Below are 21,025 nucleotides of genomic sequence, written 5' to 3'. Positions count from 1 at the left end.
CGTCGGGCACGGCCCGGTCGGCGTGATGACCCCCAGGAGACCTGAGCGGGGCAGGGCCGGTCCGTCCGGCCCCACCCCCGCTCACCGAGCACTCAGAACGAGGCCAGCTTCAGGTCGTTGTTGGTCACGTCCCAATAGGAGATCACCGGGTTGCCGGTCGGGTCCAGGGCCAGTGATGTGTTCATGCCGACATTTCCGGTCGAGTCCACCGTGACGACGGTCTTGGCCGTGCAGGTGGCGTTGGAGCAGCGGGCCACCTTCAAGTCCTCGTTACTGCCGTCGTAGTAGGAGATCACCGGGAAGCCCGACCTGTCGAGTACCAGGGAGGACATGCGCCCGACCGTGCCGGTCGAGTCCACGACGGTCAGCGTGTTCGTGGTGCATGCCGAGTTGGTGCACCGTGCCAGCTTCAGATCTCCGTTGGTCCCGTCGTGGTAGGAGATCACCGGAAACCCCGACGTGTCCAGGGCGACCGACGACTCGAAGCCGACATCGACTCCCGAGTCCACCGTCGTGAGCGTCCTCGCGGTGCAGGTGGCATCCGAACAGCGGGCCAGTTTCAGAGCCGTGTTGGTCATGTCGTAGTAGGAGATCACCGGGAACCCCGACGAGTCCAGGACCAGCGACGTGAACCAGCCGACCTCGGCCAATCCGCTGTCCACGCTCACGAGCGTCGCGGAACTGCACGTGGCATTCGAGCAGCGGGCCAGTTTCAGATCCATGCCGTCGGCGTCGTGGTAGGAGATCACCGGGAACCCGGACGAGTCCAGGGCAAGCGAGGTGTGGCTGCCGACGGAGAACGACGCATCCACCGTGGTCAGCGTCTTGGCGGTGCAGGTGAGATTCGAGCAGCGTGCCAGCTTCAGGTAGCCGCTGCTGGCGTCGTGGTAGGAGATCACCGGGAAGCCCGAGGAGTCCAGCACCAGCGACGAGTAGCGACCGTTCGAGAGATTCGGGTCAACGGTGGTGATCGTCTTGGACCCGGCGCAGGCCGGATCCGAACACCTGACCAGCATCAGGTCCGTGGCGGTGCCGTCGTAGTAGGAGATCGCCGGATTGCCGAAGGCGTCCAGCGCAAGCGAGGTGTCGTAGCCGACGAACCCTGTCTCGACGACCTTCTGGGTGTTCCACATCCCCGACAACGCCGGGCGGCACACCACACCGGTGCGGTCTCGTCCAGCCATCACGTCGCCGTCGGCGCACGGAAACGCCGACTCGGAGATGGCAGCCGCAGTCGCATACCGGTTCGATCCCGAAACCCGGATCACGGTCGGACCGAACGACAGGCCCTTCAGCGTGTTCTCCACCGTCGTCGAGACCACCGCCGTGCCCCCGACTATCACGATCAGCCTGGGCTTCAGCCGGTTCAGCTCGGTTGTGGTCTGCGACGGCACCGAGTCGGTTTGGACCAGCAGGATCGGGCCGTTGCCAAGTGCAGCCGCAGGGCCGGCACCGAGGGCGTCGGGGAAGTTCGTCCCGGTGGCGATGTAAGCCACCTCGGCGGCCTGAGGATCAGGTGCATCTGCGACCGCCACCCGATACAGAGTCCCCACCAGGGCGGTCACCAACACGACGAGCAGCGCAAGGAGCAAACCCCTCGGCCGGATCGACGCGCGCACGGACATCACTGCCTCCTGTCTCGCCCCACATCGGGGTCGCAATGGGGCGGGAGGCTAGTACCGGGCACCGAGCCTCCGTATGGAGGTGGCCGAGCGGTGACCGTTCGGGGCTGGCAGGCCGACCCGCCCACCTCCCTCACGCTCCGCTCAGAACGAAGCCAGTGCCAGGTCTGTGTTGAAGCCGTCGTAGTAGGCGATCACCGGGTTGCCCGCAGGGTCGAGCGCCAGCGACGAGTACTTGCCGACATCGCCGAGTGAGGGGACCGTGACGATCACGGTGCCGCTCGTGCAGGCGGGGTTCCTGCAGTGGGCCAGCTTGAGGTCCCCGTTGGCCTCGTCGTAGTAGGAGATCACCGGGTTGTCCGCGACGTCGAGAACCAGCGACGTGTACGTTCCCACCAAGTTCCCCGGATCGACGGCGGTCCGGACGCTGGTCGTGCACGCGGCGTCGCTGCATCGGGCGACCTTCAGGTCGGCGTTGGTGACGTCGTAGTAGGAGATGATCGGGAACCCGGACCGGTCCAGGGCCAGCGACGAGTACTTGCCGACATCGAAGACCTCGCTGTCGACCGTCTGGAGCGTCTTGGACGAGCAGGTGAGATCGGCGCAGCGCGCCAGCCTCAGATCCCGGGCGGAGGCGTCGTAGTAGGAGATGATCGGGAACCCGGAGGTGTCGAGCACCAACGAGGTCCAGTAGCCGGTGTCGAAGGAGTCCTCGACGGTGGCGATCGTCTTGGTGGTGCAGGTGGCGTCGTGGCACCGGGCCAGCTTCAGGTCACCGCTGGAGAAGCTGCGGTAGGAGATAACCGGGAAGCCCGACGAGTCCAGGACCAGCGAGGTGTGCAGACCGACGGAGCCGCTGGAATCCACCGTGGTCGTGGTCTTCGAACCGCAGGTGAGGTCGTTGCACCGCACCAGCTCCAGATCATCCGGGCCGGCGTCGTAGTAGGAGATCACCGGGAGCCCGGACGAGTCCAGGGCCAGCGACGGGTAGTAGGAGTTCGACGACTCCAGCGTGGTGATCGTCTTGGTACCCGAACAGGCCGGATCCGAACAGCGCGCCAACATCAGATCCGTGTTGGTCTCGTCGCGGTAGGAGATCACCGGATCGCCGAAGGCGTCCAGGACCAGCGACACGTAGATGCCTACATCTCCTCCCGAATCCACCGTCTGGATGCTCCACATTCCCGTAAGCGGGTCCTGGCACACCCCACCCGAGCGGTCCCTTCCCGCCATCACCTCGCCATCACCACACGGAAACGCCGACTCCGAGATCGCAGCCGCCGTCGCATACCGGTTCGCACCCGACACCCGCAGCACCGTGGGACCGAACGAAAGGCCCTTCAACGTGTTCTCCACACCTGTCGACACCACTGCGGTGCCACCCACGATCACGATCAGGCGCGGCTTCAGACGGTTCAACTCGTCCGTGGTCTGAGAAGGCACGGCGTCGGTCTGGACCAGCAGGATCGGGCCGTTGCCAAGTGCAGCCGCAGGGCCCGCACCCAGGGCGTCGGGGAAGTTGGTCCCGGTGGCGATGTAAGCCACCTCGGTGCCGCGGGGATCCGGCGAGTCCGCCCCCGCCACCCCGTACAGCACACCGGCCATGAGGGTCACCAGCACCACGAGCAGGGCACGGAGCGGAAGCGCCGGCGGCTTCGACAGGGACATGTTCCCCTCCTTGGTAAGCCCGTGGCGGGGCCGCGTTGAGACGAGAGAATAGGCGAGCGGCGCGCGGCCGGGGCGTGGAAGGTTGGGGCCGGCCCGCCCGGCCCCAACCCCTCTCACCAGGCGCTCAGAACGAAGCCAGCTTCAGGTCGACGCTGGAGAAGTCCTGGTAGGAGATCACCGGATTGCCGGCGGGGTCGAGCGCCAGGGACGTGTAGAACCCGACGGTTCCAGCCGAGTCCACCGTGGTGATCGTCGCCGATGAGCAGGTCGCGTTGGAGCAGCGGGCCACCTTCAAGTCCTCGTTACTGCCGTCGTAGTAGGAGATCACCGGGAAGCGCGACCTGTCGAGTACCAGGGAGGACATGCGCCCGACCGTGCCGGTCGAGTCCACGACGGTCAGCGTGTTCGTGGTGCATGCCGAGTTGGTGCACCGTGCCAGCTTCAGATCTCCGTTGGTCCCGTCGTGGTAGGAGATCACCGGAAACCCCGACGTGTCCAGGGCGACCGACGACTCGAATCCGACATCGCCGCTCGAGTCCACCGTCGTCAGCGTCCTCGCGGTGCAGGTTGCATCAGAACAGCGGGCCAGTTTCAGAGCTGTGTTGGTCATGTCGTAGTAGGAGATGACCGGGAACCCCGACGAGTCCAGGACCAGCGATGTGAACCAGCCGACTTCAGCCGATCCGCTGTCCACGCTCACGAGCGTTGCGGAACTGCAGGTGGCATTTGAGCAGCGGGCCAGTTTCAGATCCATTCCGTCGGCGTCGTGGTAGGAGATCACCGGGAGCCCGGACGAGTCCAAGGCCAGCGAGGTGTGGCTGCCGACGGAGAACGACGCATCCACCGTGGTCAGCGTCTTGGCGGTGCAGGTGAGATTCGAGCAGCGTGCCAGCTTCAGGAAGCCGCTGCTGGCGTCGTGGTAGGAGATCACCGGGAAGCCCGAGGAGTCCAGCACCAGCGACGAGTAGCGACCGTTCGAGAGATTGGGGTCCACAGTGGTGATGGTCTTGGACCCGGCACAAGCTGGATCCGAACACCTGACCAGCATCAGGTCGGTGGTGGTGCCGTCGTAGTAGGAGATCGCCGGATTGCCGAAGGCGTCGATCGCCAGCGAGGTGTCGTAGCCGACGAACCCTGTCTCGACGACCTTCTGGGTGTTCCACATCCCCGACAACGCCGGGCGGCACACCACACCGGTGCGGTCTCGTCCAGCCATCACGTCGCCGTCGGCGCACGGAAACGCCGACTCGGAGATCGCAGCCGCAGTCGCATACCGGTTCGATCCCGAAACCCGGATCACGGTCGGACCGAACGACAGGCCCTTCAGCGTGTTCTCCACCGTCGTCGAGACCACCGCCGTGCCCCCGACTATCACGATCAGCCTGGGCTTCAGCCGGTTCAGCTCGGTTGTGGTCTGCGACGGCACCGAGTCGGTCTGGACCAGCAGGATCGGGCCGTTGCCAAGTGCAGCCGCAGGGCCGGCACCGAGGGCGTCGGGGAAGTTGGTCCCGGTGGCGATGTAAGCCACCTCGGCGGCCTGAGGATCAGGTGAGTCCGCTCCCGCCACCCGGTAGAGGGTCCCGACGAGGGCGGTCACCAGCACGACGAGCAGGACTCGAACCGACGTAATCGGCCGGATCGATGGACGAGCGAACATGGCAGTCTCCTGACTGCCCCCTCCTGTGAGTGCGCCCCTGTGATTCCCGGCAGGCTACGCATTCTGAACGGGTCGCGTCGCACACCTTGGTAGCGCCAGTGCCCCCTCCGGCCCTTCGGGCCACCTCCCCGGGGAGGGAACGCTGCCCCCTGCGGCCCATCGGACCACCTCCCCGGGGAGGGAACTCCGCCAGGCTCTCCTCGCACCCTTCGCCCCCCAGGTCACCCCTCATCGGGGGGCGACCCCCCGAGCCGATCGAGCCGGTCGAGTGCCTCGGCGATGGTGGCGGCGATCAGGTCCCTCTTGCGCCACAGAAGGCTGGCATGCCCGGCGTTGACCCACTCCATCTTCGAACCGGGCCAGTGGTGATGGATCGCCTGGGTGGCGGCGGTGGGCACGAAGCCGTCCTTGGTCCCGGCAAGGAGCACGGCTGCGGCGGTGTGGGGTGGCGGAGGATGGTTGAGGATCGATCCGGCGTGGAGCACCCTCGAGAGGCGCTCCACCACCTCGGGGTGTTCGCCGCCCAGCGCCTCCCATGGGATGGCCGAGCGCAATAGCCCGTGCATGAATGCCGGTCCGGCGGCGTACGGCGCCGCCACGGCGGCGATGGCGACCGGGAAATCGACCAGGGCACCCACGAACCCGGCGATGTTGCCCCCCATGCTGTACCCGGCGACCCCTACCCGCAGGCCGCGCCGGTGGAGGAACCGCGCCAGCACCCGCCCCTCGAGCACCCCGCCCCGTCCCATCAGGCAGAAGTCGCTCACCAGGGGAACCGGTGTGCCCAGGGCACCGTTGCGCCGCCGCTCCCCGTAGTAGGGATGCTGCACGATGACGGCGCCGATCCCCCGCGAGAGCAGGTCGCCGGCGATCCGCATCCGGGTGCGGTAGTCCTCGTCGTTCCAGGCGGCGTGGAGCAGGACGACCCTGTCCGCCTCGGGGATCGGGGACAGCCAGCGAGCCTGCACCCGGCGGATTGCCTCGGGAAGCATGTCGAACGGGCTCTCGAACCAGATGTCGCGCATCACCACTCGACCACTGCGCCGCGCCGGACGCAGGCGGACCTCGGCATCGGCGATCGGGGGCACCCGCCCGGCGTTCTCCAGGTACCAGTCGACGACGCCGCCGTCCCCCCACCCGAGGTGGAAGGCCCGCTTGTGTGTGGGGAGCCGGGCGGTGGTGAACTCGGCGGCACGGTCGAGCCAGTGCATCGCCACGGAAGATAACCCGACCGGCGCCCGGCCACCGAGCACGCCCCGCCGATCGCAACCACGTACCATCCCCCCATGACCTCGCGCAAGAAGACGGGGATCATCGCCGGGGTCGGGGTCGGCGCCGCCGCTGCGGCCGCCCTGCGCCGGCGATGGAGCGGTGGCCGCGAAGCAGGCGAGGTGCCGACAACTGCGGTGGCGCCTGCAGCCGACGGCACCGCCTTCCTCGAGCACCTCGCGGCCGCCGTCCGCATCCCCACGATGTCGTCCGAGGATGGATTCGACCCCGAACCGTTCACGCAGTTCGCCGCCTTCCTCGCCCAGACCTATCCGTTGGTCCACCGGAGCCTCCACCTGGAGGTTGTGGGCGGGCACACGCTGTTCTTCACCTGGGAGGGGTCCGATCCCACGACCTCGCCGATCCTGCTGATGGCCCACCAGGACGTGGTCCCGGTCGAGGAGGGGACCGAGGACGACTGGGAGAAGCCCCCCTTCTCGGGGGAGGTCGCCGACGGGTTCCTATGGGGCCGCGGAACCCTCGACGACAAGGGGTCGCTGATCGCCATCCTGGAGGCGGTGGAGGCCCTGCTCGGCGAAGGCTTCACCCCGGCCTCCACCGTCCACCTGCTGTTCGGCCACGATGAGGAGGTGGGTGGTGCCCGGGGGGCGGCGGTGGTGGCCGAGATGCTCGGTGAACGCGGCGTCCGGCTCCGGTTCGTGCTCGACGAGGGCGGCGCCGTGGTCTCCGACCTGATGCCCGGCGTGCCGCCCCTGGGCCTGATCGGCATCGGCGAGAAGGCCTCACTGGATCTCGAGATCAGCGCCTCCGGCGAGGGCGGGCACTCGTCGATGCCGCCGCCGCACACGGCGGTGGGTCGGGTGGCGGCCGCGGTGAAGGCCATCGAGGACAACCCGATGCCGACCCGCCTGGGACCGCAGCGCGAGTTCTTCGAGGTGCTGGCATCGGTGAGCCGGGGTCCCCGGCGCTGGATGCTGAGCCGGCTGGAGATCACCGGCAAGCTCATCGAGCGGCTCCTCACCCGATCCCACGAGACCAACGCCCTGATCCGCACCACGGCGGCGGCCACCGTCATCCGGGGAGGGGTGAAATCCAACGTGCTGCCACAGGAGGCTTCGGCAATCGTCAACTTCCGGATCCTTCCCGGGGACACCGCCACCGGGGTGATCGATCACGTCCGGTCGGTGGTGGGGGACGAGGTCCGGGTGCGTGCCATCGACTTCGGCAAGTCGTCCGATCCGGCCCCGCCTTCGTCGACCGACACCGAAGGCTTCCACCTGATCGCATCCACCGTGGGCGAGGTCTTCCCCCGCGCCACCCCCACCCCCTGGATCCTGCTCGGGGCAACCGACTCGCGGTACTTCACCCCGATCGCCGACGGCGTGTACCGGTTCGCCCCGTTCCAGGTGACCACCGAGGACCTGGGCCGGGTCCACGGGACCGGGGAGCGGGTGCGTGTCGCCGACGCCGCCGCAGCCGTCTCCTTCTACCGGACGCTGCTCATCCGAGCCGGGGGGCGGTCCTGATCGAACCCGCAGCGGCGGGATCGCCGTTGCGCCGCGTCTGCCTCGTGGCCGGGTGGATGGCAACGGTCCCGGCGGCGCTCGGGCTGCTCGCCTTCTTCGGGTCGCTCGTGTGGTTCCTCGACCTCGCCGCCAACTTTCGCCCGCAGCTGGCGGCGATCACCCTGCTGCTCGGTCTGGTGGCTCTGGCCGGGCAGCGGGGCCTGGCCGTGTTGGTCCTGGCCGCAGGTGTGGTCAACGCCGTCGTGGTGGTGCCCCACCTGTTGTTCGGCGGTCCCGGCATCACGGGAGCCGACCGGATCGAGGTGATGGTGTTCAACGTCGGGGTGAGCAACCCGAACCGGGAGGAGGTGGTCGGATTCATCGCCGCCGAGGATCCCGACGTCGTCTTCCTGTTCGAGTCGTCGTTCGAGTGGGAGGACGCCATCCGCGCCGCCGACCTGCCGCTGCGGCTGGTGACCATCGTGCCTCGCGGCCGGGTGGCCGGGGTGACCGTGCTGGCGCGACCCTCGCTGCTCCCCGGGGTGGTCGAGGTCCGCCTCGGAGGCGAGGCTGCGGCGCTTGCCGTCAACCTGGACGGCGAGCGCATCGAGATCCTCGGGCTGCACCCGCCGTCGCCCACCGATGCCGCTCGATCCGGGCGTCGCGACCGGATGCTCTCCGACGCCGCCGACTGGGTGGCGGGACGCGACGGCGAGGTGGTGGTGGTCGGGGACCTCAATGCCACACCGTGGTCCCACGCCTTCGTCACCCTCCGCGAGCGGGGCGGCCTGATCGACACCCTCGCCGGGTCGGGGCTTCAGCCGACATGGCCCGACGGATGGGGACCGCTCTCGATCCCCATCGACCACTTGCTTCACACCGCCGGCCTGGGATCCGAAGGTCGCCACACCGGCCCGGCCTTCGGGTCGGCGCATCGCCCGGTCCTGGTGACCATCGGACACTCCGGTTGAGGCGGGGCAGGTCGCGGTGCGGTCACCGCGTCGGATGCCGCAGCGGTGCGGCAGTCGGCGCCGTCAGGGTCGCTCCCCGAACGGTCCGAATGGCACCCACAGCACCGTCAGGGCGCCGCCACTGAACTTCACTCCCGCCGCGGCATTGGTGCGAAAGGTGACCACGTGGGTCCCGGCGTCCACGATCTCGCCGACCTCGGTGGTGCAGTCCTCCTCGCCGTTGTCGGCGAGGCTGCCGTTGAGGGTGAAGTAGCGCACGGATCCGGTGACCGGGGCGCTCGAGTCGACCGCCACCCAGCACCTGCTGGCAAGCGCCGGACCGTAGTAGGCGTCGGCCCCGGCGTCGATGAGCAGGTAGCCGCGAGACGGTGCATCGATGTTCAAGGTCAGCAGGATCTGGCTTTCGCCGCCGGTGCCGTCGGGAAGAGAGTCGTTGGCCGCATACGCCGCCCTCGGATAGAGGCCACTGGTGGGGAAGGTGGCCGCCGACAGGGCGGCGGCGGTCTCGTAGCGGTTGTTGCCGGAGATCCGCTCCACCCGGCCGGCGCCGAAGAGGGTCACCAGCTGGCTCTCGACGCCGGAAGAGATCACAGCGGTCCCGCCCATCAGGTAGATCTTCTGTGGATCGAGCCGGGTGAGTTCGCCCATGGTTGCGGATGGGATCGAGTCCTTCTCGGTGAGCAGCACCGGGCCCAGGCCGAGCGCCGCCGCCGACGAGGCCGCCAGGGCGTCGGGATAGTTGGCGCCGGTTGCCACATAGGCGACGGCGGTGGATGGCCCAACAGTGTACGAGCGCGCCTCGTCCATCCTCAGGCCGACGACGACCGTGATCAGCAATGTGAATGCGGCGAGCCAGGCGATCAACTCTCGGCGTGTGGGAACGGCGGACACGGCCCTCCTTTGGGTGCAGGCCCGCCGCCCCGAACGGGTCGTATTGATGGAGACGGGATCATAGAGATCGGCCCGCCGCGCCGGGGTTCCGGTTGAGCATTGCCCCGGGGCGGGCCACACTTGGCCCCGGAGGCCCGATGGCAGAGGTGATCACCACCTACCTGGAGATGCGTTCTCGTCCGTCTCTGACCTTTACCCGGCCGCACCGGTCGGGGATGCTGCTCCGCCTCGAGGAGCCCGACCCGCGCTTCTACCGGTATCTGCACGCCACGGTGGGAGACGGCTGGGGCTGGCCCGGGCTCGACACCAGGTCCGACGCCGAACTGATCGAAAGGCTTGCCGATCCTGCGGTGGAGGTGTTCGTGCTCTTCATCGGAGGGGTCCCGGCCGGGTTCTTCGAGTTGGATCGCCGCGCCGTCGGCGAGGTCGAGCTCGCCCGCTTCGGCCTGGCTCCCGAGTTCATCGGGCGGGGCCTGGGCAAGATGCTGCTGGCGTCGGCGGTCGAGACCGCCTGGGACCATGAACCGGATCGGGTGTGGGTGCGATCGTCGAGCCGGGAGCATCCACGCGGGCTGCTCACCTACCAGTGGGCCGGATTCGAGCCCTACGAGGAGCGGCGGGAAGAGGGGGACTGACGCCGATCCGGCTCGTCGTCACCGCTCGTCGGCGGCGGCCAGGCGACCTTGGGGCTGGTGCAGCGGCTTGCCGGGTCCACATGACCCCATCCGGCCCCCTGGAACCGGATCGGCCGTGCACAGTTGGCGCAGACGAGCATGTGGGGATCATCGGGCGCCATTGCCCGGTGGTTTAGTGGACTCCCCGGCGCTACCCCCACTCACCGGTATTGTCCCGGCGTGGCCGAAACCGGCTTGACCCCCCACCTATCGCACCCGTGCCCGAGCCGTTGGCGGGGGCGATTCCTCCCGGCCGTCGGTGGTTCGCCGAGCCGCAGACGCCGACGCGGTGGCCGGTGAGTGGAATCGGGCGAAGGTTCGCTCGCCTGGCATACCGGCTTCCGGGGCCGTTGCGGCGCTCCCTGCGCCGGGTTCCGGGGATGCGACGGCTGCGCCGTCAGATGACGGGCGCGCCCGGCGGCCCGCCCCCCGCATCCGGTTCGTTGCGTCCCGTCGTGTACCTCCCCACCTGGGCGAGGTGGGACGTGATGCGCCAGCGTCCGCAGTACCTGCTGGCCGCCTTCGCCCGGGCGGGCCATCCGGTGTTCTTCGTCGATCCCCGGGAGTCCCGGAGGCGAGTCGCCGACGGTGTGACCATCGTGCCGTCCCTGGACGAGGTTCCGGCCGGTCACACCATCCTCTACACCCACTTCGCCCCGCTCCGGGATCTCTTCTCGCGGTTCCATGATCCCGTGATCGTCTACGACGTGCTCGACGACCTGTCCATCTACGACGCCGACGAGGTCGGCATGCCGGAACCGAGCCGGGTGCGGTCCCATCATCCTGCTGTCATGGAGACTGCCGACGTCGTCATCGCCTCGTCGCCGGTGCTGGCCGACCGCCATGGCGCCGAGCGCGACGACATCCTGCTCGTCGAGAACGGCGTCGAGTTGCATCGCTTCGCTGCACACACGCAGCGTCCACCGGACCTTCCCGACACGGCACCGATCATCGGGTATCACGGCGCCGTCGCCCGCTGGTTCGACTTCGACCTGCTGGCGGCGGTCGCCGCCGACAACCCCGACTGGTGGTTGGTGCTGGTGGGTCCGGTGTCCCCGGAGGTGCGGTCGGATCTCGATGCCATGCCGCGCAACGTGGTGTCGCTGGGTGAGAGGCCGAGCGATGCGATCCCTGCCTATGTGGCCGCCTTCGACGTGGGTGCCATCTGGTTCGTGGTCGACGACATGACCCGAGGGGTGAGTCCCCTGAAGCTGTTCGAGCTCCTCGCCGCCGGGGTACCCGTCGTGTCGACACCACTCCCCGCCTGCGAAGGGGTTCCGGGGGTTGCGGTGGCTGCCGATCCGGTCGCCTTCGCCGCCGCCTTGCACACGGCACTGGAGGTCGACGACGACGGGCGGGCGGCCCTGCGCGCCGCCGCCGCCGGCGCCTCCTGGGACGAGAGGATCGCCCCGCTGCTGGAGCGGTTGGACCGACAGGGGTCGAGGAGGGTGCCCTGATGTCGCGTTTCGTGTTCGTGACCTCCGAGCTGGAGCCCGCGTACCCGGGAGGGGCGGGCGTCGTGGTGGCGGAGGTGGCGGCGCGCCTGGCGGCGGCCGGCAACCGGGTGCAGGTCCTGCTCGGTGCTCCCGGCGCCGGTCAGGTCCGAGATGACAGGTTCGAGCTGAGCGTCGTCGACCTCCCGGAGCCGGATGGATCCCTGCGGTGGTACGTGGAGCGGTCCCGGCTGCTCGCCGAGGCCCTGGCGACCCTGCTCGGTGAGGGCGAGCCTCCCTCCCTGGTCGAGTTCCCCGACTTCGACGTTCCCGCCTGGTGGGCTCTCACCCATCGCAACGAGCTGGGCATGGAGAACATCCGTATCGGGGTCCGCCTGCACGGCCCGGTGGAGGCGATGGGGGCGGCGATGGGTGCACTGCCGCCCCCGTTGGATTCGCTCGCCGAGATGGAGCGGACGGTGTTCGGGATGGCGGACGTCGTCATCGCCCCTTCGGCCGCCTTGGCCGGGTGGGCCCGAGAACGCTACGGGATCGAGGCGGTGCGCATCGTGGTCGGTCCGCCGCCGGTGCCGGTGGTGTCGCCGGTGCGTTGGTCTCCGGCGCCGGCCCCCGAGTTCGTCGTGTACGGGCGGCTGAGCGAGGTCAAGGGCTCTCACGACGCCCTCGAGGCGGCGCTCCCACTGTTCGACGACATGGACGGGGTTCGGGTGCGCTTCATCGGGGGGGACGGCTGGTCGGCCACCGAGAACCGGTCGATGGTCGAGATGCTCATCGACCGGATACCGGATCGCCTGCGGAGCGGAGTGAGGTTCGAGGGGGCGCTCCCCCGGCGTCGGGCCCTGGAGTCGATGGCCACGGCCTGGGCGGTGATCGTGCCCAGCCGGTTCGAGACGTTCTGCGCCGCCCTGCACGAGGTCCGCCGGGCCGGCCTGCCGGTGATCGCCCCGGAGATCCCGGCCTTTGCGGGGCTCGACGAAGCGGTGGGCGTAGCCAAGTACGACGGCACTGTGCGGGGCCTGGAGGCGGCGCTGCGGGCCGCCGCCGACGACCTGGAACGCCTCGGTCGTCTCGCTGCCGCTGCGGCGCCGGCCGTGGGGGACCCGGTCGAGGCCTACCGGGGCCGGCTCCCGGCGCCGCGTCATCACCAGAGCCAGGCCGGCCTGGCCACGGCGGCCGTGCAGGGCGTCGCAGGCCTGCTGGAGCCCCCACCGCCGCGCGGGGCCGGCGTGGCTCGCCGGCTGTTGAGGATCCTGCCGGCGCCTCTCGCCCGGCTCGCCGTGTGGGTGGTCCCGCGGCGGATCAAGGAGCGGTACCGCAGCGCCGCCTCCTGGCCTGCCGAGAAGGAGCGGCGGGAGCGGGAGCGGGAGTGGCGGCGTCTGGAGCGGCGCGTTGCGGCCGGGGAGTTCCCCGATGTGGAGACCCCGCGGGTGAGCGTCGTCATCCCCTGCTTCGAGCAGGGCCGGTGGGTGGAGGGGGCGGTGCGCAGCGTGTTCGAACAGGACTTCGAGTCGTGGGAGATCGTCCTCGTCGACGACGGCTCCACCGATGAGGAGACCGTTGCGGTGCTGGACCGCCTCGGAGAGTGGCCCCGCATCCGGCTGCTGCGACAGGAGAACCGGGGGCTGCCCGGGGCGCGCAACGCCGGGATCTCTGCGGCCAGGGGTGAGTTCTTGGTGACCCTCGACGCCGACGACGAGCTGCTGCCCGAGTACGTGTCCACCCTGCTCTCCGCCATCGAGGGCGACCCCGGAGCCGGCTTCGCCCACTGCTGGGCGGTGCTGTTCGGCGACGTGTACGGAATGTGGGCGACCCGTCCCTTCAATCCCTTCTGGCAGCGCCTCTCCAACGGTGTGCTGCAGTGCGTGCTGATGCGCCGGGCCGCCTGGGAGTCGGCCGGGGGGTACGACGAGACCATGCGCAAGGGGCACGAGGACTGGGACATGTGGATGCGGCTCGACGCCGCCGGGTGGGGCCAGGTGCGGGTGCCCCGGCCGCTCTACCGGTACCGCAAGCACGGGGTGTCGATGTCGGTGGAGAGCGAGGCAGACTTCGAGGAGGCGGCGGGGAGGATCATCGCCCGTCACCCAGCCCAGTACCGCCGCTCGGAGTTGGAGCGGCTGAAGGCCGAGTGGTATCCGCTGCTGGTGCTGCTGACCGACGGCGGCACCCGGATCGACGGTGGGGCTTCCGCCGAAGTGGTGCCGGTCGACGCCACGGCCGGGCTGTGCGCCGCGGTGACCGGCAGTAGGGGAAAGTACCTGGCCGACGTCCGGGGCCGGAGCGTCACCGTCGCCGACCTGGTGCGGGTGGCCGACGCCCTGGAATCAGCACCCGGCGCCGCCTGCCGGGTGGCTGCGGGGATCCCGGTGTGGCGGCGGTGGGCGGTGGTCGATCCCGGATCCGGCCCGTGGACACTCCCGGATGGGCTCCCCGCCGGCGACCTGGCCGTCGGCTCCTGTCCCGATCCCGAGTGGATGGTGGATCCGGGGGTGGTGCCGGAGGGGATGACCGTGGTCCGCCATCGGCCCGAGGAGGCGGGGCGGATCCCCGACTGGGCGGTGCGGTGATGCCCATGTGGCTGAAGCGGCTGATCCGTCCGCTGGTGCCCGATCGGATCATGGCCCGCTACCGGCTGCATCAGCACTCGCGCCAGGTGCGCAGCAACGTCGACGTGTTCGTCTCGTCAGACCGGGAGGTGCGGCGGTGGCTGGCGACCACGCCCGACACCTATCGCGTCGGCGCGCTGCCGGGAGGTGGTGCTCCCCGGGGGGATCCGGTGGCTCTCGGCGATGCCTCCCGGCTGCCCGCCCTGCGACGGGCGATAGCCGCGAGCGGCGCCTCGGCAGCGTTCGCCGCTCTCACCGACAGGCCCCGTCTGGTGGGGCGGCGCCGCGTGGAGCCCTCCCTGCAGCCGAGTGCCGCCCTGGTCTCCGCCGAGGTGATGGCCGACGTCGGCGCCGGGGAAGGCGACGACCTGACCGGGCTGTGGCACCGGATGGCCGGCGCCGGGCATCGGCTGGCGCTGATTCCCGAGGTGTCGGCCGAGGTCGATCCCCGACGCCATGACCCCATCGAGGTGCCGGTGGTGGTGGTGCTGGCGGCGGTGCCGATCCACGACGTGGGTGGCGGCGGGCGTGGCGCCCAGATCGCCCTCGAGGCGCTCCGGCGCGGCTTCCACGTGGTGTTCGTCGCCCTGGCAGGCACCCACGAGTCGGTCGATCTCGGACTCCGGTTCGTCCATCTGCGCCTGGAGCAGCAGCGCGCCGATCAGGTGCACCTGCCGACCCTGTTGGCGCGCGCCGCCCGGGGGGGTCTGATCCTGGTGGAGGTCCCTGCGCCCGCCTACCTGGATGCGGTGGCGGCGCCACTGGAAGGATGGTCCGTGTGTTACGACGTCATCGACCTGTGGTCGGACCCGGCCCTGGGCGGCGACTGGTACCGGCGCGATGTGGAGGAGAGGTTCCTGCGCCAGGCGGACTCCGTGGTCGTCTCCGCCCCCGATCTGATGCCGGTGGCGGCTGCGGTTGGTCGGGAGACGGTGGTGATCCCCAACGCGGTCAACGCCGACGTGTTCGGTGTCGAGCCGGGGCCGGCTCCCGAGGATCTCCCCCGCGGGGATGGGCCGCTGTTCGGTTATCACGGCTCGCTCTACGGGGACTGGCTCGACTGGGAGGCGGTGGCGGCGGTGGCCGAGAGGTGGCCCGAGGGTCGAGTGGTGCTGATCGGCGATCCGCCGGCGCGGCGGCGGCCGCTGCCGGGGAACGTCCATCTCCTCGGGCTCAAGGCGCAGGCGGATCTGCCCGCCTACGTGTGCCGGTTCGACGTGGGCCTGCTTCCGTTCGTTGTCTCGCCAACCACGCACGCGGTGAGCCCCCTGAAGGTGTTCGAGTACCTGGCGTGCGGAGTGCCGGTGGCGGCGCCACCCCTGCGCTCCCTGGACGGGATGGACGGGGTGTATCGCTCGGCGGAGTTCCTGGTCGCGGTGGAGTCTGCCCTTTCGGCGCCTCGGCCCGATCGGAGTCGGGCCCTGGAGGAGCACTCTTGGGAGCGTCGGGTGGAGGACCTGATCGCTGCCACCGGTGTGGTGCAGCCGCAGTCTCCCGGCGAGCCGGCCCGGGTGGTGGTTAGGCCGGTGATCCACTGGAGCCGGTCGGAACGCAGGCTGTAGGGATTGTCGCCAGGCCAATGTCGCGCGTTCCCCCGTCGGGGAGGAAACGCCGCGTTCAGTCCCGGTCGGCCTTCTTCTCGTCGTAGTAGTCGAGGCGGTCGAGCGGCATCACCAACGAGGTGAGCACATTCATCAGATGGGCGACGATCCTCTTCACATAGCGGAACAGCAGGGCGCGTGGCACGGCGTCCCTGGGTGATCCGGTCGAGTTGATCTGGGCCGAGATGATCTGGTCACACTCGTCGAGGAGTCCGTCGAACTCCTTGAGTAGCCGGTGGGCCGACTCCGTGTCGCGCTCCACGAAGGCGCGAGATACCTCGCCGATGGCCGCCGAGACCCGATCCCGCCATCCGGAGAGGACCTCACGGTCGGGAGCGTCGGAGAGGTCGATCCCTTCTGCGGCGAGGTCCCAGATGTTCTTGGCGTAGTCGCCAATTCGCTCGGCATCCTTTACCACGCTCATCGACGCCAACACCATCGGGATGTTGGCGGTCGTCCCCCGCACGCTCACATGTACCAGGAGCTCGCGCCTGACGGCGCGTTCGGCCTTGTTGACCCCCACGTCGGTCTTGCGAACCTCCTTCCCCACGCTCGCCGGCTCCACCCCGTCGAGGAGGGCGCCGAACGCCAGGTCGAAGGTGTGCCTGCAGTCGACCAGCATCTCGGCGATGCGGGCCGACGTGACGGCTAGGCCTTCGTCGCCCCCGCCCTTGAACAGTTCCAGCACCATGGTCCGTCTCCTCTCAACGAAGAAGTAGCACACCGAGCAGAGGTACGACGACGAATCCTCCCACCACGTAGAGGAATACGAGGGATCTGCGTTCGTCGGCGGCGCGCGCCAGGCCCTCGGCCAGGGCGATCGGTATCCGCCGCATTCGGGCCACCGGGTACACGATGAGTACCCCGACGGCGTTGAACAGGAGGTGCACCAGTGCGATGGTGAGCCCTTCGGGGCGAGTGGCCGCCAATGACGCCAGGAGAGCCGTCACCGTCGTCCCCAGGTTGGCGCCGAGGGTGATGGGGAAGGCATTGGGGATGGTGAGCACTCCGGCGGCGATCATGGGAATCAGGATCGACGTGGTGATGCTCGAGCTCTGCACGGCGACCGTCATCACCACTCCGACCGCCATGCCGGCGAGGCCGCCGCCTCGTGCCAGCACGGCGTTCATGGATCGTTCGATGCCGCCCATCATGAGTCGCCGCATGTTGTGGGTGATGGCGGCGAGCGAGACGAGGATGACCACCAAGCCGACTACGAGGAGGATGGTGCCGACGGCGCTCGGCGAGAGCCCGATGTCCTCGAGCAGCCCGGACAGTACCTTTGCCGGTTTCCCCACCGCCACCTTGATGGGGCTATCGCCGTGGCCGATGACACCGACGGAGGTGGATCGAAACACCGAGGTGAGCCAGGTGGCGGTACGCGCCAGGAAGTCGGTGGCGAGCTCGATCGGGAGCAGGACGGCTACACAGATCAGGTTGAAGAAGTCGTGCATGGTGGCCCCGGCGAAGGCCCGTCGGAACTCGTGCCCTCCGCGCATGTACCCCATTGAGACCAGGGTGTTGGTCACCGTTGTGCCGATGTTGGCGCCCATGATCATCGGGACCGCTGCCTCGACTGAGAGGGTGCCGGCACCGACCAGGCCGACGATGGTGGCGGTGCTCACCGAGGACGATTGGACGATCACCGTGCCCAGGACCCCCACGAAGAGGCCGGCGAACGGGTTGGAGACGCCTTCGAAGATGCGATCGGTGAATCCTTCGCCGAGGCCACCGATGCCGGATTCGAGGGCCTTGACCCCGGCGAGAAAGGCGTAGAGGAGGCCGACGACCAGCGCCGTTCGCGCCCAGGACGGCAGGGTCGGCTGATCGGTTGCGTCGGTCATGCTCCCCCGTCGCCCACGCGACGATCAATCCTAGAGATGAGGCGTCGGGGGTCGGGCGGTGCTTTCCTCCCCCCACCGGAGTGGTTACTGCAAGGTCGGTCCTGTCTCTCCTCCCCCCGCAGGGGGGAACGTCGCCAGACCTGTGTCGCGTGCTGCCCCCTCCGGCCCTCTGGGCCACCTCCCCCTACGGGGGAGGGAACGTCGCCGTCGGCCCTTCGCTCGGTCTTTCCTCCCCCCGTCGGAGGGAGTACCCCGAAGGGGGATGGGGGCAGAAACAGCATCGGTAATGAATCGGGCTTGCCACAAGGCAGGTCGCGCTTGCGCCCCCACCACCCCTTCAGACCACCACCCACCCCGGCGTAGAGCCCACCGAAGCCGCCGTGACTGGGCATGAGGCCTCGAAGCCCCCGACCCCTAGTAGTGTCGCGGGGCGCCCCCCGGCGTGAACACCCGATCGTGAGGCTGAGTTGGTCGCGAGATCTGCTGCCCTATACGACTCGGCGCAGCGGCGAGCCCCCTTCACCGAGCTGCGCCACCTCTGGGAGTACCGAGGCCTGATCCGCCTCCTGGTCACCCGCGACCTGACCGTGCGCTACAAGCGGTCCGTCTTGGGGGTGTGGTGGACGCTTCTCAACCCATTGCTGACGGTGGCGGTCTTCTGGATCGTGTTCTCGCAGTTGTTCGACCGGCCCGGAGGGGCGGCGCCTTTCATCGTCTATCTGACGGCGGGGGTGCTTCTCGCCGGCTTCTTCGCGCAGGGGATCGGCGCCGCCGGCTCCGGCATCGTCGACGCCCGCGGCGTACTGGCGAAGGTGTTCGTTCCGCCCGAAGTCTTCTCTTTCGCCGCCGCCATCGCCGCTGCCATCAACTTCATGATCAGCCTGGTGCCGCTGGTGTTGATCCAACTGGTGCAGGGTGTCGGGATCCCCATCACGTTCCTGTTCGTCCCGGTGTCGATCGCGGCCATGCTCCTCTTCGTCGCCGGCCTCGGTCTGGTGGTGGCCTCACTGGCTGTGCTCTTCTACGACGTGTTCGACCTGGTCAAGGTCCTCACCCAACTCGCCACCTACATGGCTGCGACCTTCTATTACGCAGAGATCATCCCCGAAGGCTGGCGCGTGCTCCTCGACCTCAACCCTCTCTATCACCACATCGTGATGTTCCGCGCCTTTGCCTATGGAGACCTGTTCTCCTGGGCGTCCGTGGGAGTAGCCGTCGGAAGCGGGTTGCTGGCCTTCGCCCTCGGCGTGTGGGTGTTCTCCCGCAACTGGAAGAACGTGGTGGTGTCGCTGTGAGCGTCCCCGCAGTCGAAGTGACCGACGTGCGCCTGGCGTACCGGCTCGACCGTCAGCGGGTCGGGACCTTCAAGGAGTTCGCCATCAACCTCTTCAAGGGGCAGGTGGAGCGCGAAGTGCTCTGGGGACTCGATGGTGTCACGCTCACCGTGCGGCCAGGCGAGATCGTCGGCGTGATAGGACCAAACGGCGCCGGCAAGAGCACCCTGATGAAGGTGATCGCCAGGGTGTTGCCGCCGACGAGCGGTCGAGTGGTGGTGCGGGGGACCGTTGCGGCGATGATCTCCCTTGGTGCCGGATTCAACCCCGAGTCCACGGCTCGCGAGAACGTGATGCTTTACGGGGCGCTGCTCGGCAGGTCACAGGCCGAGATGCGAGAGCGCCTCCCCGGGATCATGGAGTGGGCGGAGCTGACCGAGTTCGTGGATGTGCCCACCCGTGCCTTCTCGTCGGGAATGGTCGCCCGGCTGGCCTTCGCCGTTGCCACCGATGCCGTCTCGGACGTGCTGATCGTCGACGAGGTGCTGTCGGTGGGCGACCAGAGCTTCCGGGCGAAGTCGGAGCAGCGGATGCGGGACCTCATCGACAGCGGCGCCTCGGTGATCGTCGTATCCCACGCCATGCCGACGATTCGGAAGCTGTGCCAGCGCGTCCTGTGGCTCGACCATGGACGGGTGAAGATGCAGGGAGAGGTCGAGGAAGTGGTCGCCGCTTACGAAGGGTCGAGCGCCGCCGGCTGAGGCTGCCGATCGGCGCGGAGGGCTCGACCCGGGTGCCAGGACTCGAACAGCTCGATGTCTCGCTCGGTCATGACCTCGATGCCCTCCTCGAGCAGCCGCGACTCCACCTGGTTTGCGAGCGGCCCGGGTAGCAGGTCGAGAGCTGGCGGGTAGTAGCGATCCATCCACGCGGTCTCCTCGACCGTCGACCGCAGATGGCGGGCGGCGAGGCCGAACACGGTGGCTTCGATCCCGGGCACCCGGGGCAGCCCGTACTCGAGGAGGTACTGGTGGTAGTAGGGAGGTGTCTCCAGGTACTCGACGACGGACGGAGAAGCGCCGAGCCTCCGGTCGGTTTCGAAGGGCAGAGGAGCGCCCGAGATGGCGGCTCGCAGCAGTTCCTTGAGGGCACACTTGCGGCAGGTGAGACACGGGCCGCGATGGTCGCCGAGCATGCAGGAACGACTGAGATCACCGAGTCGGTGCCGTGAGGCGAGGCGCAGGGTCGAGGCCTCGGAGAGGCCGGCCGTGGGGTACAGCAGGTCGAGTCCGGCGGCCGCGAACACCTCCACCCAGGCGAGCTCGGAGTCGGCAGCCGGGTTGAACCGGCGCCCCTCGTCGAGGTACATCCCGTTCTGTGTCCGCCCGTATGTGATGCTTGCCAGCTGGAGCAGGTCTGCCAGGAGGATCGGGCCAACGAGGATCGAGGGCCACTGAGGGAAGGTCGGGTGAGGACGAACCACCACGAACTCGAGGTCCGACTCGAAGAAGTGGACCTCCTCGCCAGCGGCGAGGGCATGTTCGACCAGCGCCCTGTGGACGTCGCCCCGGTGGCGGGCCGTGCGATAGGGAACCCGACGGTGTGGGATGCGCACCATGTGGATCAACGGGATCCCCGGACCGACCAGCGACTCTGCCGCCATCGAATCGGGTCCCCCCGAGTAGGAGATTGCCGGTCGCCCGATGGCTCTACGCGGAGTCAGTGCCGGGTCGACGGGTCCGACCTCGATGCCGAACGCCTGATGAACGGCGCCTGCGAACTTCTGAGACACGGCCAATCCCACCATCCGCAGCTCATGCGACCAGGGCCGCACGACGGTCAAGGCTGTGAGCGCCACCAGGTCGGGGTGCAGGTCGCCGGGTGCCATCGGCAGCCTCACCCGGAACTCGGGCACCCCGAAGATGACCTCCATGTGGAACTGGCCGTGGCCACGCGGCAACTCACCCGGAAGTAGCTCCAGGCGGAATAGGACTTCGTGCCCCTCCACGCCGACGGCGACACGCATTG

At 68.9% G+C, this 21,025-nt stretch carries 16 protein-coding genes; 8 read left to right on the top strand and 8 right to left on the bottom strand.

All coding sequences use genetic code 11. The annotated features are described in order from the left end of the window. Positions 1-92: 92 nt before the first annotated feature. The 4 genes from QY307_06245 to QY307_06230 all read right to left on the bottom strand — a co-directional run bounded on the left by QY307_06245 (position 93) and on the right by QY307_06230 (position 6,158). Positions 93-1,625, bottom strand: coding sequence for a cell wall-binding repeat-containing protein (locus tag QY307_06245; GenBank protein ID WKZ81702.1), 1,533 nt, complete (start codon positions 1,623-1,625; stop codon positions 93-95). 141 nt (positions 1,626-1,766) lie between these two features. Beyond that, the gene (locus QY307_06240; GenBank protein WKZ81701.1) at positions 1,767-3,290 is read right to left on the bottom strand and encodes a cell wall-binding repeat-containing protein; all 1,524 of its coding nucleotides are present in this window, start codon (positions 3,288-3,290) and stop codon (positions 1,767-1,769) included. Positions 3,291-3,414: 124 nt separating this feature from the next. Next, positions 3,415-4,947 carry a cell wall-binding repeat-containing protein gene (locus QY307_06235; protein ID WKZ81700.1) on the bottom strand — a complete coding sequence of 511 codons (1,533 nt, stop codon included), beginning with the start codon at positions 4,945-4,947 and terminating at the stop codon, positions 3,415-3,417. Between the two features lie 221 nt (positions 4,948-5,168). After that, entirely contained in the window at positions 5,169-6,158 is a 990-nt protein-coding gene (locus tag QY307_06230) for an alpha/beta hydrolase family protein (GenBank protein ID WKZ81699.1), read from the bottom strand. Positions 6,159-6,233: 75 nt separating this feature from the next. Between QY307_06230 and QY307_06225 the strand changes: the two genes are divergently transcribed. Then, positions 6,234-7,703 carry a M20/M25/M40 family metallo-hydrolase gene (locus QY307_06225; GenBank protein ID WKZ81698.1) on the top strand — a complete coding sequence of 490 codons (1,470 nt, stop codon included), beginning with the start codon at positions 6,234-6,236 and terminating at the stop codon, positions 7,701-7,703. 26 nt (positions 7,704-7,729) lie between these two features. Continuing rightward, a complete protein-coding gene (locus QY307_06220) occupies positions 7,730-8,653 on the top strand; it encodes an endonuclease/exonuclease/phosphatase family protein (GenBank protein ID WKZ81697.1) in 924 nt (307 codons plus the stop codon). A gap of 63 nt (positions 8,654-8,716) precedes the next feature. On the opposite strand, the gene QY307_06215 is transcribed toward QY307_06220, so the two are convergent. Further along, complete coding sequence (locus tag QY307_06215) at positions 8,717-9,544, bottom strand: cell wall-binding repeat-containing protein (GenBank protein WKZ81696.1); 828 nt, start codon at positions 9,542-9,544, stop codon at positions 8,717-8,719. Positions 9,545-9,681: 137 nt separating this feature from the next. On the opposite strand from QY307_06215, the gene QY307_06210 reads away from it, so the two are divergent. The 4 genes from QY307_06210 (at position 9,682) to QY307_06195 (ending at position 15,840) form a co-directional block, all read left to right on the top strand. Continuing rightward, positions 9,682-10,179, top strand: a complete 498-nt coding sequence (locus QY307_06210) for a GNAT family N-acetyltransferase (protein ID WKZ81695.1) — start codon at positions 9,682-9,684, stop codon at positions 10,177-10,179. A 335-nt stretch (positions 10,180-10,514) separates the two neighbouring features. Further along, a complete protein-coding gene (locus QY307_06205; protein ID WKZ81694.1) occupies positions 10,515-11,675 on the top strand; it encodes a glycosyltransferase in 1,161 nt (386 codons plus the stop codon). After that, a complete protein-coding gene (locus QY307_06200) occupies positions 11,675-14,239 on the top strand; it encodes a glycosyltransferase (GenBank protein WKZ81693.1) in 2,565 nt (854 codons plus the stop codon). The genes QY307_06205 and QY307_06200 overlap by 1 nt, the downstream gene beginning before the upstream one ends. Continuing rightward, positions 14,239-15,840: a glycosyltransferase gene (locus QY307_06195; protein ID WKZ81692.1), complete on the top strand. Its 1,602-nt coding sequence runs from the start codon at positions 14,239-14,241 to the stop codon at positions 15,838-15,840. The genes QY307_06200 and QY307_06195 overlap by 1 nt, the downstream gene beginning before the upstream one ends. A gap of 55 nt (positions 15,841-15,895) precedes the next feature. Here QY307_06195 and QY307_06190 read toward each other — a convergent pair whose 3' ends face one another. Then, entirely contained in the window at positions 15,896-16,570 is a 675-nt protein-coding gene (locus QY307_06190; protein WKZ81691.1) for a PhoU domain-containing protein, read from the bottom strand. A gap of 13 nt (positions 16,571-16,583) precedes the next feature. Continuing rightward, the gene (locus QY307_06185; protein ID WKZ81690.1) at positions 16,584-17,723 is read right to left on the bottom strand and encodes a Na/Pi symporter; all 1,140 of its coding nucleotides are present in this window, start codon (positions 17,721-17,723) and stop codon (positions 16,584-16,586) included. A gap of 467 nt (positions 17,724-18,190) precedes the next feature. Here QY307_06185 and QY307_06180 point away from each other — a divergent pair, with 467 nt between their 5' ends. Then, positions 18,191-19,018, top strand: coding sequence for an ABC transporter permease (locus QY307_06180; protein WKZ81689.1), 828 nt, complete (start codon positions 18,191-18,193; stop codon positions 19,016-19,018). Further along, the gene (locus QY307_06175; protein ID WKZ81688.1) at positions 19,015-19,758 is read left to right on the top strand and encodes an ABC transporter ATP-binding protein; all 744 of its coding nucleotides are present in this window, start codon (positions 19,015-19,017) and stop codon (positions 19,756-19,758) included. The genes QY307_06180 and QY307_06175 overlap by 4 nt, the downstream gene beginning before the upstream one ends. Here QY307_06175 and QY307_06170 read toward each other — a convergent pair. Further along, entirely contained in the window at positions 19,731-21,023 is a 1,293-nt protein-coding gene (locus tag QY307_06170; GenBank protein WKZ81687.1) for a DUF6395 domain-containing protein, read from the bottom strand. The genes QY307_06175 and QY307_06170 overlap by 28 nt on opposite strands. Positions 21,024-21,025 lie beyond the last annotated feature (2 nt).

It is taken from the genome of Acidimicrobiia bacterium (assembly GCA_030584185.1).
Classification (GTDB): domain Bacteria; phylum Actinomycetota; class Acidimicrobiia; order Spongiisociales; family UBA11373.
Note: the sequence above shows the minus strand (reverse complement) of the source record. Positions and strands in the feature narration are given on the sequence as shown.